This window comes from Aequorivita todarodis, assembly GCF_028561335.1.
Lineage (GTDB): Bacteria > Bacteroidota > Bacteroidia > Flavobacteriales > Flavobacteriaceae > Aequorivita > Aequorivita todarodis.
In genome coordinates, this window is the sequence record NZ_JAQQTG010000007.1 from 65893 (window position 1) to 83070 (window position 17178).

Genomic DNA, 17178 nt, shown 5'->3' on the forward strand with positions numbered 1-17178 from the left:
TGATGTAAAAAATAATTCGTGAATTCGTAGTCAAAAATTCGCCACGAATACACGAATAAAAAATATTTAACCACAAAGAACACAAAGGTTTAATACAGAGATCACAAAGAAAACTCTGTGAACTTTGTGGTTAAAAAAACATAAGAATTAAATAAAAATTTAGAGAATTCGTGGCAAAGAAAGACAACAAAAAAGTAATCTACTGGCTCTTAACGGGATGTTTCCTGATTTTTGTAATGGTCGTTGTAGGCGGAATAACACGCCTTACGCATTCGGGGCTTTCAATATCGAGCTATAAACTTATTTCGGGCACGCTGCCGCCAATGAACGAAGCACAATGGATCGCGGAGTTTGACCATTACAAACAATTTCCCGAATACCAAAAACTGAACAACCACTTCAGTTTAGAGGATTTTAAGGATATTTATTTCTGGGAATGGCTCCATCGCCTGCTGGGAAGGCTTTTAGGGGTGGTTTTTATTATTCCTTTCTTATATTTTCTTCTGAAAAAACAACTTACCAAGCCAACTATCAAAAAAGCAATTGTCCTAATGTGCTTGGGAGCGTTCCAAGGATTTTTGGGCTGGTATATGGTGAAAAGTGGTTTGGTGGACATTCCCGATGTGAGCCACTATCGGCTTGCCATGCACTTAACAACCGCCTTTATAACTTTTGCATACACCTTTTGGGTCGCGTTGGATTTGTGGTATCCCGTTAAAAAGGAAGTTGACGGCCACATCCGGAATATCATCCGGTTTGGAATGGCAATCCTCTTAATCCAAATTATTTGGGGCGCATTCGTGGCGGGTCTCGACGCGGGCCTAATCCACAACCACTGGCCATTGATGAACGAAGGCAAATGGATGCACGAAACCGTATATACAGAACAGGTTCCATTGTGGAGAAATTTCGTTGAAGGCAGAAGCGGAGTGCAGTTTTTCCATCGCTCTATGGCCTATGTGGTTGTTGCGATCATCTTTTTCATTTGGTACAGAACCAGAAAATTGCAGCTCACCCTTCCGCAAAAAAACGGAATAAACCTGTTATTGGTTTTGGTTTTGGTGCAATTCATATTGGGAATTTTCACCCTTATCCTGCACGTGCCCGTGGTTTTGGGCGTTCTGCATCAAGTAACGGCATTTTTTCTATTGGCAACGATGACTTTTGTGCTGCATCGTTTTTCAAAATAAATTCCGAAGCAAAACTGAAAACTGCCACTAAAAACTGCATACTTTTCAATAACTTTGCAGTCCAAAAATTTTAGACCCATGATTTACCGTTTCAGAGTAATCCTCGATACCCACGAAGATGTTTTCCGCGACATAGAAATAGAAGCAACGGCCACTTTGGAGGACTTTCACAATGCCATTACCCAGTCCTTCGGGTTTGATGGACAGGAAATGGCTTCGTTTTATACCACCAACGAACTGTGGGAAGAAGACGAGGAAATTTCCCTTTTCGATGTAAGCGACGAACCTGGCGGCGTTCGCATTATGGGCGAAACCTATCTGGAAGACATCGTTGATGAAAAAAACACGCGACTGCTTTATGTGTACGATTTTCTGAATATGTGGACGTTTATGGTGGAACTTGCCGATATTGCCGAAGCTGAAGCCGGGCGTATTTACCCAAACTTGATGTATTCCCACGGCCAAATTCCCGAAGAAGCCCCTGAAAAGGAATTCATTTCGGAACCCATTGAAGGCGAAGAAGATTTCGACGAAGAATTTGATCTGGACCCGGAAGATTACGACAACCTTGATTTTGACGAAAACTGGAATTAGGTTCAGTGATCAGTCTCGGTCGCAGTCGCAGTCGCAGTTTTCAGTTTCGAAAAAGTAGAGGAAATTACCCAACGCTTAACCCTTAACCCTTAACGCTTAACGCTTAACCCCTAACCCTTAACGCTTAACTCCTAACCCCAATGATCAACCTCTTCAATACCCACATTGCATCGCTTTCCATACACAGAGTGGGCAATAAAAGCCGAAATGAAGCCATTTTTCTTTCCGCGGAACCGTATAGAATGGATGATGAGATTACGCCATTGCTAAAAGAATTTTTTCTGAAACCGTTTCGCGATAAGGAAGAAAACTATTTCCATTTTTCGCACGAGGCCGATCTGGAATTCCACGAGCTCTTCAACAGCGCTTCCAAGATTTTTGACAACCAACAGAACATACACGAAGAAAGCCGAAAAATAACGACTTATCTATATAACCAGTCTGAACATCCACATATTAAAAGTGGAGAGGTTTATGTGGCCTATCTCGAAAATGTGCAGTTGGACAATGTGAAGATGGACGCCATCGGAATTTTCAAAAGTGAATTGAAACAGGATTTCCTTCAGTTTGCCGAGGAAGGAAACCAATTGGAAGCCTTGCTACAACATGGGGTAAATCTCAACAAATTGGATAAGGGCTGTATCATTTTCAATTCCCAAAAGGAAGAAGGCTATAAAATTCTTTCGGTGGACAGCAACCGTTACGATGCGCGCTACTGGCTGGAAAGCTTTTTAGGGGTTGAAGCACTTGCGGACGATAATTTCTACACAAAAAAGTACTTAAAGTTCTGTCAGGATTTTGCCAAGGACGTGGTTTTGCCAGCCGAGGACAAAAAGCAGGAAGTGCTATTTATGAACCGCGCCGTGAACCATTTTGCCAAAAACGACAATTTTGAGGAAACCGCCTTTATGAACGAGGTGATAGACAATCCGGATTTATTGCCGGAATTCCGTCATTACAAAAGTGAAAAAGCACCCAAATACAGTATTGAGGATTTAACCACCTTTCCAATTGCGAATACTGCCGTAACTGCCGCCCGTAAAAAAATAAAAAACGTAATAAACCTGGATACCAACATCCAGATAAAACTGGATTTCATCAACCCTGAAAGTGCCGAAAAGTTTGTGGAAAAAGGCTGGGACGAGGAGAAGCAGATGTATTATTATTTGGTGTATTTTAACAAGGAACAGAAATCGTAGAGACGCACGGCCGTGCGTCTTTTTGGGTCAAATACGGCCGTAGATTGTTTCGGCGAGACGCACGGCTGTACATTGTTTCGGCGAGACGCACGACCATAAATTGTTTCGACGAGACGCACGGCCGTGCGTCTCTACGTATGGTTAATTCCCAACTTCGCTGATGAATTTGATTCGGTACAGCCGCAGTTCCTCTTCGTCATAATCGCCGTCAAATTCGTCTAAGGCCTCTTCGATCTTATCCGTTTTTGCCTCCAAGAAATATTCGTGGATTTCTTCCTGCTGGTCTTCATCCAACACCTCATCAATCCAATAATCTATATTCAGCTTGGTGCCGCTATAAACAATGGCTTCCATTTCCTTAATAAATTCTGGCATCTCAAGGCCTTTGGCGTTGGCAATATCGGGCAGGGCAAGTTTGCGATCCACGTTTTGAATAATGTATAATTTAAGGGAGCTATTGCTGCCGGTGGATTTCACAACAAAATCTTCCGGACGGATTATGTCGTTTTCCTCAACGTAGTCCTGGATGATCTTTAGGAAAGGTTTGCCATATTTTTTCGCCTTGCCCTCTCCCACTCCGTGGACGTTGGAGAGCTCATCCATTGTTATAGGATATTTAAGTGCCATATCTTCCAACGAGGGCTCCTGAAAAATCACAAATGGGGGAAGGTCTAAATTGTGTGCTACTTTTTTCAACTCTGCTTTCAAAAGTTTGAAAAGATTTTCGTCAACAACTTCGCCACCTTTATTGGAGGCTACAATCACGTCGTCATTGGCGTCCTTAAACGAATGGTCCTCGGTCATCATAAAGGAGGTGGGCGATTTTATAAATTTCTTTCCCGCATCTGTTAAATGAATAACGCCATAGGTTTCAATATCCTTTTTCAAGTAGCCTGCCACCAATAACTGGCGCAACAGAGCCATCCAATAGGCCGCATCGTGCTTGGCGCCAGAGCCGAAATACGCTTGGGCATCCGTTCGGTGCGATTTTATAAGGGCATTTACCTTGCCGACCAAAACATTTACAATTTCCTTACTTTTATATTGTTCATTGGTTTTAAAAACTACTTCCAAAAGCTGTTTTGCATCGTCTTTTGCCTCGTGTTTCTTTTTGGGGTGGCGCATATTGTCGTCCATCATGCCGCCTTCGCCGGTCTCGTTGTCAAATTCCTCCCCAAAATAATGGAGGATGAATTTTCTTCGGGATATTGAAGTTTCGGCAAAAGCGACCACTTCCTGCAAGAGGGCATGGCCTATTTCCTGTTCGGCAACAGGCTTGCCGCTCATAAATTTTTCGAGTTTCTCAATGTCTTTGTAACTATAAAAAGCAAGGCAGTGCCCTTCGCCCCCATCACGACCGGCGCGCCCGGTTTCTTGATAGTAGCTTTCAATACTTTTAGGGATATCGTTATGGATCACAAAACGAACGTCTGGTTTGTCAATTCCCATTCCGAAGGCTATGGTAGCCACGACCACATCTACGTCTTCCATCAAGAACATGTCTTGGTGCTTTACGCGGGTCTTGCCGTCGAGACCGGCGTGATAGGGAACGGCCTTTATACCGTTTACCTGCAGTGCCTGTGCAAGCTCTTCTACCCTTTTTCTGCTTAAGCAATAAATAATGCCGCTTTTGCCTTCATTCTGTTTTACAAAGCGAATGATGTCTGAATCCACATTTTTTGTTTTCGGCCTTATTTCATAATAAAGGTTTGGGCGATTGAAAGATGCCTTAAAGGTGGTTGCATTCTGCATATTGAGGTTTTTCAGAATATCCTCCTGCACTTTTGGGGTGGCGGTGGCGGTAAGCCCAATTATTGGAATATCGTTTCCAATTCGTTGAATAATACTTTTAAGGTTTCGGTATTCCGGCCTAAAATCGTGGCCCCACTCACTGATGCAGTGGGCCTCATCTATGGCCATGAAAGAGATTTTCTGGGTTTGCAGAAAATTTACGTATTCTTCCTTGGTGAGCGATTCGGGCGCTACGTAGAGCAATTTTGTTACGCCGCTCACAATGTCGCTCTTTACTTTTTTTACTTCGGTTTTGTTGAGGGAGGAGTTTAGTACGTGGGCAATCCCTTCTTCCGAAGAAAGGGCACGCAGGGCATCCACTTGGTTTTTCATAAGCGCAATGAGTGGCGAAACCACTATGGCCGTTCCTTCCTGCATGAGCACCGGAAGTTGGTAACAAAGCGACTTTCCTCCGCCCGTGGGCATAACCACAAAGGTATTGTTACCGTTAAGGATGCTTTTTACGACTTCCTCCTGCAGACCCTTAAAACGGGTAAATCCAAAAAATTTCTTTAGTGCTGCATAAATGTCAATCTCTGCCACGCTTCTTCGTTTTTAATGGGCAATTCAGTTTTAGCCAACAATACATTGTTTTACAGATTAACAATTGTAATTTTGCAACCGTATTGAGCTAACTGCATCTTAAAAGAAAGGTATCTATATTTAAGATTACTGAATTTAATTAAATAGCATTCTAAATATACTAATTTCTGATACAGTTACAAACATTCAAAAGCATTAAAATTTTGAACAAGCAAGAAAGAATTATTTCCGTAGCCAAAAATACCATAGAAACTGAGAGTAAAGCCATTGCAAATTTGGCCCATTTGGTGGACCGGGAGTTTGCAGGCGCAGTTGATTATATTTATCATTCCAAGGGGAGGGTTATTGTTACCGGCATTGGCAAAAGCGCAAATATTGCTACCAAAATTGTAGCTACGTTAAACTCAACGGGAACTCCCGCGATCTTTATGCATGCCGCAGATGCCATCCACGGTGATTTGGGGACCATTCAAGAAAACGATACGGTTATCTGTATTTCAAAAAGCGGGAACACCCCCGAAATAAAGGTGCTTGTGCCCCTCATAAAAGCCATTGACAACAAATTGATTGCCATTACCGGAAACCGTGAATCTTTTTTGGGCCAACAAGCAGATTTTGTGCTCAACGCTTATGTGGAAAAAGAAGCCTGTCCCAATAATCTGGCGCCAACCACCAGCACCACCGCCCAATTGGTAATTGGCGACGCCTTGGCCATGTGCCTTTTGGACCTTCGCGGGTTTTCCAGCAAGGATTTTGCAAAATTCCATCCCGGTGGTTCTTTGGGGAAAAAATTATATTTGCGGGTCAGCAATCTTACCTCGTTAAATGAAAAGCCACAGGTAAGCCCCGATACCGACGTAAAAAAAGTAATTGTTGAAATTTCCGAAAAAATGCTGGGCGTAACGGCTGTGGTTGAAAACGATGAAATTGTGGGTATAATAACAGACGGCGACTTGCGACGCATGTTGACGAGAACCGATAACTTTGCAGGACTCACCGCAAAGGATATTATGACCCAAAACCCAAAAAAAATAGCCAACAACGCCATGGCCGTTGAAGCAATGGAAATGATGGACAGCTACGGCATCACCCAGATTCTTGCTGAAGATAAAGGCAAGTACAGTGGGGTGGTCCATATTCATAACCTTACCAAAGAGGGCATTATTTGATGAAGAAAAAAGCTTCCCCAGAAAAAGAGATGTCCTTTTTGGACCATTTGGAAGAACTGCGCTGGCACTTGGTACGTTCCACCCTTGCGGTATTAATCGTAGCGGTTCTGGCTTTTATTTTTAAACGATTTATTTTTGACGTACTCATCTTTGGGCCTTCAAAACCCGATTTTGCTACCTATAGCATGTTTTGCGAAATCTCGCGCGCCCTGGGAATGGATACCTTTTGCTTTCAGGAAATGCCCTTTAAAATTCAAAGTAGAACAATGGCAGGGCAGTTTTCAGCACATATGTGGACGTCTATCTACGCTGGGATCATTGTGGCATTTCCTTATATTCTATTTGAGTTTTGGAGATTTATAAGCCCCGGTCTAAAGGAAAACGAACGCAAGTCCAGTCGCGGTTTTATTGTGATTGCCTCCGTACTTTTCTTTATAGGGGTTTTGTTCGGGTATTATCTCATCACTCCACTATCCATCAACTTTTTGGGGAATTATCAAGTAAGCGATGAAGTGATAAACCAGTTTGATCTGGAAAGCTATATTGGCTTGGTCAGAACTTCAGTATTGGCCTGCGGAATTGTTTTTGAATTACCGATCTTAATGTACATCCTCACAAAAATTGGGTTGGTAACGCCAGAAATTCTTCGGAAATACAGAAAATTCGCATTGATTATCGTTTTGGTGCTTTCGGCAGTAATTACGCCGCCGGATATCGTAAGCCAGATTATCGTAGCCATCCCGATACTTATCCTTTATGAGGTGAGCATTTATATTTCAAAAATTGTAATCAGGAACCAGAAGCGGGAGGAGCGAAGAAGGAAGATGGGCGCTGGGTGATGGTGCTGGGTGCGGGATGACGGTTGCTGGGTGTTTTGGAATAAAATTATGTATCAAGTAACAGGATTTAAGGGAAACGGGACGGTTTTTCAAATTTATCCAAAACCTGTCTTGAGTCTTGATTCCCTTTAATCTTGGTTCAAATAAATAAATATGAAAAAGAATATAGTTGAAGAATTCAATGCGTATCGCGAAAAGATGAACGAAAAAATGCTGGATGACAACAATAAAATCATCAAACGCATTTTCAATTTAGATACCAATGCCTATATGGAAGGGGTGCTTCCGAAGAAAACAAAGGAACTGCTCGGTTTGGGAAATTCGTTGGTGCTTCGTTGCGACGATTGCGTGCGCTACCATTTGGAGGAATGCCACAAACTTGGGTTGACCAAGGAAGAAGTGGTGGAAGGGATGAGCATTTCCCTTTTGATTGGTGGAACCATTGTAATTCCTCATTTAAGAAGAGCTTTTGAATATTGGGAAGCTTTGGAGGCGCAGCAAAATTAGTTTTTACTTAAAGACTAAGAATTGAGTATATTGCGCAAATTAGTTGTAGAGGTTAATCGATAAATGATAGTTGCACGACTAATGATTGAAATTATTAACCAAGAAAACGGATTTGTGGCAAACCATAAATTATTCGTGAACCTGCCTGACGATGGACGGATTCGTGGCTAAAAAAATACATTTAGATGAAGCTTAAAGCTGAAAATTTAATGAAATCCTATAAAGGCCGAAAGGTTGTTAAGGGCATCACCGTGGAAGTAAACCAAGGAGAAATTGTTGGTTTGCTTGGACCGAATGGAGCCGGAAAAACCACTTCTTTCTATATGATAGTGGGCTTAATCAAACCCAATGGCGGCAGGATTTTTTTGGAGGGCACCGAAATTACAAAGTACCCCATGTACAAACGCGCCCAGCACGGGATTGGCTATTTGGCACAGGAAGCCTCCGTTTTTAGGAAATTGAGCGTTGAGGACAATATTTTGAGCGTTTTGCAGCTTACGAAGCTTTCCAAAAAAGAGCAGCGCGCCAAAATGGAATCGCTTATCGAGGAATTTGGGTTGGGCCATATCCGCAAAAACCGCGGCGATCTTTTGAGCGGTGGGGAGCGAAGACGAACCGAGATTGCGCGTGCCCTTGCTACCGACCCGCATTTTATACTTTTGGACGAGCCCTTTGCGGGAGTGGACCCCGTTGCGGTTGAAGACATTCAGCGTATCGTGGCGCAGCTCAAAAACAAAAATATCGGGATTCTTATTACCGACCACAACGTACAGGAAACGCTGGCCATTACCGATAGAACCTATTTGATGTTTGAAGGAAGCATCCTAAAACACGGAGTGCCGGAAGAACTGGCCGCAGACGAAATGGTGCGAAAAGTATATCTGGGGCAGAATTTTGAGCTTCGGAAGAAGAAGTTGGAGTTTTAAGCCCCCTGGCCCCCAAAGGGGGAAATCAGTTAGTATCTTATCCTCGAAATTTACCAACAGAAAAGTTTACCAATATTTATTGACAACTTAAATTTCCCGAACTATGACGTAAGACCGCCTTGCTAAAGGACGTAAGACGTAGGACATGCTGTCCAAAAGCTAAGTGAAAGTATTCGTATAATGTCGATAAAAACTTAGACAGCAAGAAAAGCAAAACACAAATATTCGTGGCTACCAATTCGATTGAAGTAAAGGAAAAATTCGAGACATCATTGTCACTATGTTATCCGAGCGTAGCGAATGAAATTAATTCGTGAATTTGTGGTAAGTTTTTCACTTCTCTACCTTTCCAAACAACGATAACAATATATAAAGCAGTATAATAAATGGTATCGCCAAAAACTTCAGCAGTACCAATAACACTACACAAAGAACCAAAAACACATAACGGACGGCATTACTTTTAAAATCCCAGGTTTTGAATTTTAAGGCGAAAAGGGATATTTCGGCATTCAGCAAAATGCAGCTTAGTAGCGTCATTCCTATCAAAAACCACTTATTGAGAATGATGCTTTCCGCTAATTCGGAATATTGAAACTGTAAAATAAGCGGCAGACTCAAAATCAACAGCGTGTTTGCGGGCGTTGGCAACCCAATAAACCCAGAAGTCTGTCGTGTGTCAACATTAAATTTTGCCAAACGATAGGCCGAGGCAACTACAATCAGCAAGCCTAATAAAGGCATATAGCTCTTAAACCCAATATTCCATCCCTCCAAGGAAAATGTTTCGGTAAGCGTCTGCATTTGGTGGAAATAAGACAAATTCAACATTTGATACATTATGATACCCGGTGCAACGCCACTGGTGATTACGTCTGCCAAGGAATCAAGTTGGAGCCCGACTTCGCTTTGGGCTTTTAGCAAGCGCGCGGCAAGCCCATCAAAAAAGTCGAAGAAAATTCCGAGGAAAACAAAGAAGGAAGCCGTTATCAAATCTCCCGAGGTCGCAAAAAGTATAGCCACACAGCCACAGAGGATGTTTAGGGAGGTAATGATGTTTGGGATTTGTTTTATTATATTCATGGTCTTTATCGAGCAATTTGGATTCTATTTATTATTCAGGGACAACATCCCCTCCCAGCCTCCTCCCGAATCGAGTTCGGGACAAGCTCTTCAAAGGGGAGGAGCCTAATAGGAGTGGATTTTTTAATATCTATTAAGATTATGTGTAAAAATAACAAAGTATTTCCGTCCAAAGCTATCAAAACACAATATGTACATAAATTTAAAGTTTAGTATTCTGTAAAATAGTGCCATATTTGTCCAAAATTTTAAAAAACTTGAAAGAGAAATTACTGCTCCTTTTATTCCTTGTTTCGGCCACACTGGGCGCGCAGACCGTGCGTAAATATTCCAACGAATTTATGAATATAGGGGTGGATGCCGCGGCTTTCGGGATGAGCAATGCCGTGGTGGCTTCCTCAGCAGATGTAAACTCGGGGTATTGGAATCCGGCGGGCTTGGTAAATCTTGAGGACAAGCAGATTTCACTGATGCACGCCTCCTATTTTGCCAATATTGCGAACTATGATTACGCCGCTTTTGCGATGCCCTTGGACGATAGGAGCGCGGTAGGACTTTCCGTTATCCGTTTTGGGGTGGATGATATCTTAAATACCACACAGTTGATAGATGCCCAAGGAAATATAGACTACAACCGTATCACTAAGTTTTCAACGGCAGATTATGGGGTTACGTTTTCCTACGCCCGAAGACTGCCGTTGGATGGTTTGAACTATGGGGTAAACGCAAAGGTAATCCGTCGCATTATCGGCGATTTTGCCTCTTCTTGGGGCTTTGGGTTGGATGCCGCCGTTCAATTTAGAACCGACAAGTGGATGTTTGGAATTATGGCGCGCGACATTACCACCACCTTCAACGCTTGGAGTATTGACGAAGAAAAGTTTGCTGAAATACAGGGTGCGGTGGAAGGCCAAAACCAGGAACTACCTGAAACTACAGAAATTACCATCCCGAAACTTCAGTTGGGAATGGCCCGAAAATTTGTATATCGGTATGATTTTTCACTCTTGGCAGAAGTAGATCTCAATTTTAGATTTGCTGAAACCAACGATATTATTTCTTCTTCCTTTGCGAGCATTACCCCTTCCCTGGGGCTTGAATTTGCGTATATCGCTATGGTTTACGTTCGCGGCGGGGTGGGCAATTTTCAAAACATAAAACAATTGGACGGCGGCGACTCCGTTGGTTTTCAGCCTAATATTGGCGTAGGGTTTCGATACAAAGGCATTCAAGTGGATTACGCCCTGACCGATATTGGCGACCAAAGCGCGGCGCTGTATTCCAATGTGTTTTCGTTGAAATTGGATTGGGAGATTTTTAGATGATGGAGGGTGCTGGGTGCTGGGTGCTGGATGACAGGTGGTAAATTCCAAATATGAAAGTTGCTATAAGAAAGTGGAAAGATGAAAGTGGAAATACGAAATTACATCCCGAATCAACGAATCAACGAATCAAAATACAAAAACTCATACCCCATACCACAAACCTTGAATCTTGAATCTTGAATCTTGAATCTGAACCTGAAACCCAAAAAACGTGACAAAAAAATACCTCCTCTTCCTTCTTCTATTAGCGACTGTTTCCGCAAAAGCACAGTTTGGGTCTTTATCGCCGGCAGCAGAAATTAGTATATTGACCATTGGCCCTGGGGCAGAACTATACGACAAGTTTGGGCATAGCGCTTTTAGGATCAAGGATACCCTTAGCGGGGTGGATGTGGTTTTTAACTACGGGAAGTTTGATTTCAATACACCAAATTTCTATACCAAGTTCGCCCGCGGAAAACTACTCTATGAACTGGGCGTAAGTTATTATCAACCCTTCCTTGAAAGCTATATAGCCCAAAACCGTTGGGTAAAAGAGCAAACTTTAAATCTTAGCCACAGCGAAAAACAGGCGATTTCCGATTTTCTGTGGAACAATGCCTTACCCGAAAACAAAAAATACAAATACGATTTCTTTTTTGATAACTGCGCCACCAAAATTCGCGACGTAATCCAAAAAGTATTGGGCGATAAGCTCGAATTTAAGGAAGACCATATAAAAGAAGAACTTACCTTCCGACAACTTATACAGCAGAACCTACAGGCGAATACTTGGGGAAGTATGGGCATAGACATTGCCCTGGGAGCCGTAATAGATAGAAAAGCGAAGCCCATAGAATACCAATTTCTTCCGGAATATGTTTATGAAGGAGCTGCAAATGCAGTTATACATAGAAATGGAACTTCGGAAAGTTTGGTGAAACAAACAACCGTTCTTTTTGAGAACCGACCTACCCCACCCGATACCAATTTTTTACTGAGTCCGTTGTTTATATTGGGATTATTGGGGTTATTGATTGTTTTCGTAACCTTCCGCGATTATAAAAGAAATGTGCGAAGTCGCTATTTGGACGCGTTCCTTTTCTTTTTTACAGGCTTGATTGGAATATTTCTTTTGTTGCTTTGGTTTGCCACAGACCACACGGCTACTGCAAACAACTATAATTTGCTTTGGGCCTTTCCCATTTCAATTTTTCTCATTGTGGCGATCGCAAAAAAGCGTGTTATACCTAAACTAAAGCGATATGTTCTTCTGCTAATATTGCTTTTAGTACTTCTCGCCATCCATTGGTTAACGGGGGTGCAGGTTTTTGCAATCGCTTTGTTGCCGCTGTTGCTTGCATTGGCAGTGCGCTATGTTTATTTGATGTATTTTATTGGGAAAAAGGAATAACATCCCTCCCCGGCCCTCCCTTCGAAGGGAGGGGGCGCTTATTTTGTGCTTAAGGGAAAGGCTATATTATCATCCACCCCTTCCGGCCCCGGAATGGTTCCTTTGCGATCTTTAAGATTGATTTGATGCTATATTGAAGAAAGTGCGGCGGGGGCCACCTTCCCCTTGATTTGCATTCGTGCTTTTGATGTTGCTTTTTGCTGGGGGGAAGGAGCTGTTATGGTGAAACAAATAATAAGTGCCGTAAGTTTTGGCAGTTGGCGTTTTACCCCTTCCGGCCCCGGAATGGTTCCTTTGCGATCTTTAAGATTGATTTGATGCTATATTGAAGAAAGTGCGGCGGGGGCCACCTTCCCCTTGATTTGCATTCGTGCTTTTGATGTTGCTTTTTGCGGAGGGGAAGGAACTGTTATGGTGAAACAAATAATAAGTACCGTAAGTTTTGGCAGTTGGCGTTTTACCCCTTCCGGCCCCCGAAAGATTGATTTGATACTATATTGAAGAAAGTGCGGCGGGGGCCACCTTCCCCTTGATTTGCATTCGTGCTTTTGATGTTGCCTTTTGCGGAGGGAAGGAGCATATATGCGAAAATAGAATAGCAAAATCCCCAATATCATTTGCGCGCGATAAATCGCGCCCCTACTGCGCCCTGAACACCGAACACCGAACACTGATTACTGATTACTGAATACTGAATCACTGCCCCCTAAAAAACACAATGGTACTCAGCGTTTTGATGATGATGGTTATATCCAGAAAAAGGCTACGGTGCTTTATGTAGTATAAATCGTATTGCAGCTTTTCAAGGGAATCCTCTTCACTGGAGCCGTATTTGGCGTTTACCTGCGCCCAGCCAGTTACGCCGGGTTTTACGAGGTGGCGTACTTCGTAAAAAGGTATTTTTTCCTTTAAGCCCTCAACAAATTCCGGACGTTCGGGGCGGGGGCCAATGACGCTCATCTCGCCTTTTATTACATTCAAGAATTGGGGGATTTCATCAAAACGGGATTTTCGCAGGAAACGTCCAAATTTGGTGACACGGACATCCTTGGCCTCCGCAAACTGCGCCCCATCCTTCTCTGCATTTATTACCATGCTCCGCAGTTTGTATATCCTGAAATATTTGCCATTTTTTCCTACCCTTGTTTGGCTGTAAAACAATGGGCCCCGATTGGCCAATAAATTTCCTATTAATAAAATAGGCAATAGGATCAATCCAAATGCAAGGCCCAACACCGAAAAGAACAAATCCAAAATTCTATTGAAAAAAAGATAGAGTTTGTTTTGGTTGCTTCGGCTAAATGGAAAATAGCGATAAAAATCCTTCTCCACATGCTGCACGGGAATGCGATGGGTAAGTTCCTCATAAACCTGGGTGTATTCGCGGATGGGGATTCCGTTCTCCAGCAGTTTTATCAACTGATTGTTCAGTTCTACGGTCATGCCTTCTGAAAGCGGGGAGCCCACAACAATTTCGGAAATGGTCATTTCTTCGGTCAACATCCCGATGTCTGCTATGGTTATGGCATCAATTTCAAGATTATTGATTATTGTACCATTCTGGGGGCCTGTGTTGAAATATCCAATAACGCGATAATTGGGGTCAGATTTTTGTAGCGAGGCCACAATGGCCTCCACATCACCGGAGTGGGCAATCAGGAGTACCCGTTTGTAAAACCGCGGTGCCGAAACGAGAACGATATAGGCATAGCGCCAAGCCAGCATTGCCACGTTGATGGCCAAGAAGAAATAGACTATCTGCAAACGATTGGAAGGCAGCATAGGGGTGTAAAAGGGCGTCAACAAATAGAACAGCACTGTTACCGAAGAGGTAATGATCACGTTTTTTACGACCACATCAAACTTACTTGCCTTTTGAAGGTTATAAAGCTCGAAAATGGTCGCAAATACGGTAAGGTAGGTAGCCAGAACAATGGACCATACCCAGTGCTCGGAATTTATCTTGAAGTAATCGAAATTGAAAACGATACCCACTACATAGAGCAAAGCAAGCACACAGACAATATCCAGGATTCTGAGGAGAATCTTTCTTTCGGAAATATCAAAGTGGATGTTGTTTTTGGGCATTCGGGGGGTTGTTTTGTTTGTTATTTGGGGTTTGGGGTTTGTTGTTTATTGTTTCTGGTTTCTGGTTTCTTGTTTGGGGTTTGGGTTACTGGGTTATTGAGTTATGGGTTAAGGGTTTGGGGTTAAGTGGGGGGGAGTGTTTATTTAACATACTCACATACTCTACTCACTACCCACTACCACCTACCACCTACCACCTACAAACTACCAACTACCCTCCAAATTTACTGAAATTTCATTCCCCTAAAAGTTTTATCCATTTATGTTTTATAATTTCCCAATCGAACCCTTCCATTTTGAGACGGGCATTTTTTGTGATTTCATGTGCCTTTATTGGATTTGCGCACAGATTTTCAATAGCATCCACAAAAGCTTCCGCGTTGTTTGAGGGAACCAAAATACCGTCCACTCCATCATTAATCAAATGAGGTAAGCCCCCCACATTTGTAGAGATAACAAGAAGCCCAAGAGCCATTGCTTCCATTACGCTTATAGGCATATTGTCAAAATTGGTGGTATTAATAAAAATGTCATACTCTTTGGAAAGGGCAATCCATTCTTCTTTTTGCAACATTCCCGTAAAGGTAACAGGTAGATTTAGTGCTGTAGCCCTTCTCTTGCAGATTCCCAAAGCACCATCCTTGTCTGGGCCTACCATACAAAGCGAAGCATTTATTCCTTTTCCCTTAAGCATTTCCAATACTTTCAAGGCCAACAATGGGTTGTATATTTCTGAAAAGGAACGTACCCACAACAATTTTGCAGTTATTGACTCCCGATGCCTAAAAGAATAATTATCTATTTCAATGGTATTGGGTACATAGGTTATATTATTAATACCTGCTTCCTGAAATTGCTGCATCATATATTTTGAAGGGGCCACATTGGTATGTGCTTCTCCAAAAAGTATGTTGCTCAAACTTTTACTGTTCCTCAATCGGTTTGGCAAATTGCCGCCGTGCAAGATTGGAATATAGGGCAATTTGAAAAGCCTGCAGAACATTGCAATAATTACCGCATAGTAAAAATTTTGGGTGCTGTAGGTATCGATCAAAACAAGTTTTACACGGTTCTTGTTTTGAATAGTGGTAAGCACCATATCGAGCATACGAAAGATTTTATTCTGTTTTGAAGATGCTGTTATAACGGAATATCCTTCCTCTATCAGTTTAAGGGATAAGGAGTCTATGGCAGCAGGAGGCTTTCCGTGGACGGCCAGTTTATTTCCTATGTAGAGCAGGCTTTTTCTTGGGCGCATAATCTAAGTTCAACAAACATAAGGCATATATAAAGGCTGGGGCGGCAATCCGCATGGAAGTATGGACTATAGTAAGGCCCCAAAAAAGAAGAAATGGATAAAAATAGATATTTTTCCGACCACTCATTTTTGTAATAATAGGCGCAAAAATAAGAACCAACAACGCAAATATCCCAAACAAACCGTGTTCCGATAGCATACGGGAAATTTCATTATGGGAAGCGGATGTAATACCCATTTCTTCCCTGAATTGAAATTTACCTTGACCAACGCCAATACCAAATACCGGATTTTCTTTAAAAGCATCTATCTCAACAGCCAATAAATCAACACGACCTGTGGTTACATCATCTTTTTCCCTGCCCAAAGCGTCTTCATTGGCGTAGCGATTAGCTATTAATCCTCCCGTTTGGACAAGTGTATAAGACCAAACAAGCAAAACAACTCCGACAATGGCCAATACTTTTACAGAGACTTTAGCCTTAGTCTTTAAACCTGTGCTAAAATATATAATGAAAATAAAAACCAAGCACATGAAAACTGCGACCAAAACTCCACCTCTAGAGAAAGTAAGCAGTGCCCTATAGGTCATAACTATCATTAAGAACATCATTGTCCAATGAACAAGCATATTTTTATAGGGAATCAATAAACGGGAAAAAAGGATAAAAATACCGAGCCCCAATATTGTTGCCACTTGATTAGGTCCATATCCTCCAGACAAGGCCGAATTTGAAGCTGTTCCTGTTACTACATCCTGCACATTGGGAGTATAAAGCGATATGTAAACAACCATGCTTATTAAAGGATAAATAATATAATCAAGAAGCTTGAGAAAATCCTGAAACTGAATGCTTCTACCATAACAAAATATGGCCGCGAAACTTAAACATAAAGGGCCACTCAAATTGAAAAGCACTGTATTTCTAAAATTGGCGTCAAAAGCGATAGCATCCAAGGATATCAAAACAGCTGGCAACAAAAGTAATAAGTATATTATATAGGGAAAGGCATTCTTTTTAAATCCTAAAAAAAACACTCCCAATAGCATGAAGAAAATTACCGCATATTTGCCAGTTTCATAAAAAATAAAGGCCTTGGTCATTCTAAGAAAAACCTCGGCTCCAGTTATATATGCAGTAGCAAGGAGTACATATTTTACTTTATCTTTTGACGAAATAATCTTATAAATAAAATACCCAAATATCCCCAACATATACCAAAACATTAAGGATCGATTGGTAAAGGCCAAAAAACCAATCATAACATGAAA

At 42.0% G+C, this 17178-nt stretch carries 14 protein-coding genes; 9 read left to right on the forward strand and 5 right to left on the reverse strand.

What is annotated here, in order from left to right:
* The first annotated feature begins 170 nt into the window (after positions 1 to 170).
* From POV26_RS03405 to POV26_RS03415, 3 genes are all read left to right on the forward strand, one after another.
* Positions 171 to 1190 (forward strand): COX15/CtaA family protein, encoded by a 1020-nt coding sequence (locus POV26_RS03405; protein ID WP_272855084.1) that lies wholly within the window; start codon positions 171 to 173, stop codon positions 1188 to 1190.
* A 78-nt stretch (positions 1191 to 1268) separates the two neighbouring features.
* Positions 1269 to 1784 carry an IS1096 element passenger TnpR family protein gene (locus tag POV26_RS03410; RefSeq protein WP_272855085.1) on the forward strand — a complete coding sequence of 172 codons (516 nt, stop codon included), beginning with the start codon at positions 1269 to 1271 and terminating at the stop codon, positions 1782 to 1784.
* Between the two features lie 140 nt (positions 1785 to 1924).
* Positions 1925 to 2983, forward strand: coding sequence for a nucleoid-associated protein (locus POV26_RS03415; protein WP_272855086.1), 1059 nt, complete (start codon positions 1925 to 1927; stop codon positions 2981 to 2983).
* 141 nt (positions 2984 to 3124) lie between these two features.
* Here the strand turns inward: POV26_RS03415 and POV26_RS03420 are convergent, their stop codons facing one another.
* Complete coding sequence (locus tag POV26_RS03420; protein WP_272855087.1) at positions 3125 to 5317, reverse strand: ATP-dependent DNA helicase RecQ; 2193 nt, start codon at positions 5315 to 5317, stop codon at positions 3125 to 3127.
* A gap of 203 nt (positions 5318 to 5520) precedes the next feature.
* On the opposite strand from POV26_RS03420, the gene POV26_RS03425 reads away from it, so the two are divergent.
* The 4 genes from POV26_RS03425 to lptB all read left to right on the forward strand — a co-directional run bounded on the left by POV26_RS03425 (position 5521) and on the right by lptB (position 8758).
* Positions 5521 to 6486: a KpsF/GutQ family sugar-phosphate isomerase gene (locus POV26_RS03425; protein ID WP_272855088.1), complete on the forward strand. Its 966-nt coding sequence runs from the start codon at positions 5521 to 5523 to the stop codon at positions 6484 to 6486.
* Positions 6486 to 7325, forward strand: coding sequence for a twin-arginine translocase subunit TatC (tatC, locus tag POV26_RS03430; RefSeq protein ID WP_272855136.1), 840 nt, complete (start codon positions 6486 to 6488; stop codon positions 7323 to 7325). Before POV26_RS03425 ends, tatC begins: the two co-directional genes overlap by 1 nt.
* Before the next feature lie 153 nt (positions 7326 to 7478).
* The gene (locus tag POV26_RS03435; RefSeq protein ID WP_272855089.1) at positions 7479 to 7832 is read left to right on the forward strand and encodes a carboxymuconolactone decarboxylase family protein; all 354 of its coding nucleotides are present in this window, start codon (positions 7479 to 7481) and stop codon (positions 7830 to 7832) included.
* A gap of 185 nt (positions 7833 to 8017) precedes the next feature.
* Positions 8018 to 8758 carry an LPS export ABC transporter ATP-binding protein gene (lptB, locus tag POV26_RS03440; RefSeq protein WP_272855090.1) on the forward strand — a complete coding sequence of 247 codons (741 nt, stop codon included), beginning with the start codon at positions 8018 to 8020 and terminating at the stop codon, positions 8756 to 8758.
* 333 nt (positions 8759 to 9091) lie between these two features.
* On the opposite strand, the gene POV26_RS03445 is transcribed toward lptB, so the two are convergent.
* Entirely contained in the window at positions 9092 to 9835 is a 744-nt protein-coding gene (locus tag POV26_RS03445; protein WP_272855137.1) for a CDP-alcohol phosphatidyltransferase family protein, read from the reverse strand.
* Positions 9836 to 10098: 263 nt separating this feature from the next.
* Here POV26_RS03445 and POV26_RS03450 point away from each other — a divergent pair, with 263 nt between their 5' ends.
* Both POV26_RS03450 and POV26_RS03455 read left to right on the forward strand, forming a co-directional pair.
* On the forward strand, positions 10099 to 11166 hold the full coding sequence (locus POV26_RS03450) for a putative type IX sorting system protein PorV2 (protein ID WP_272855091.1): 1068 nt from the start codon (positions 10099 to 10101) through the stop codon (positions 11164 to 11166).
* Between the two features lie 211 nt (positions 11167 to 11377).
* The gene (locus tag POV26_RS03455) at positions 11378 to 12559 is read left to right on the forward strand and encodes a lipoprotein N-acyltransferase Lnb domain-containing protein (RefSeq protein ID WP_272855092.1); all 1182 of its coding nucleotides are present in this window, start codon (positions 11378 to 11380) and stop codon (positions 12557 to 12559) included.
* 696 nt (positions 12560 to 13255) lie between these two features.
* On the opposite strand, the gene POV26_RS03460 is transcribed toward POV26_RS03455, so the two are convergent.
* The 3 genes from POV26_RS03460 to POV26_RS03470 all read right to left on the reverse strand — a co-directional run bounded on the left by POV26_RS03460 (position 13256) and on the right by POV26_RS03470 (position 17169).
* Complete coding sequence (locus POV26_RS03460; RefSeq protein ID WP_272855093.1) at positions 13256 to 14647, reverse strand: sugar transferase; 1392 nt, start codon at positions 14645 to 14647, stop codon at positions 13256 to 13258.
* Positions 14648 to 14882: 235 nt separating this feature from the next.
* The gene (locus tag POV26_RS03465; RefSeq protein WP_272855094.1) at positions 14883 to 15905 is read right to left on the reverse strand and encodes a glycosyltransferase family 4 protein; all 1023 of its coding nucleotides are present in this window, start codon (positions 15903 to 15905) and stop codon (positions 14883 to 14885) included.
* Positions 15868 to 17169, reverse strand: coding sequence for an O-antigen ligase family protein (locus POV26_RS03470; RefSeq protein ID WP_272855095.1), 1302 nt, complete (start codon positions 17167 to 17169; stop codon positions 15868 to 15870). The genes POV26_RS03465 and POV26_RS03470 overlap by 38 nt, the downstream gene beginning before the upstream one ends.
* Positions 17170 to 17178: the final 9 nt, after the last annotated feature.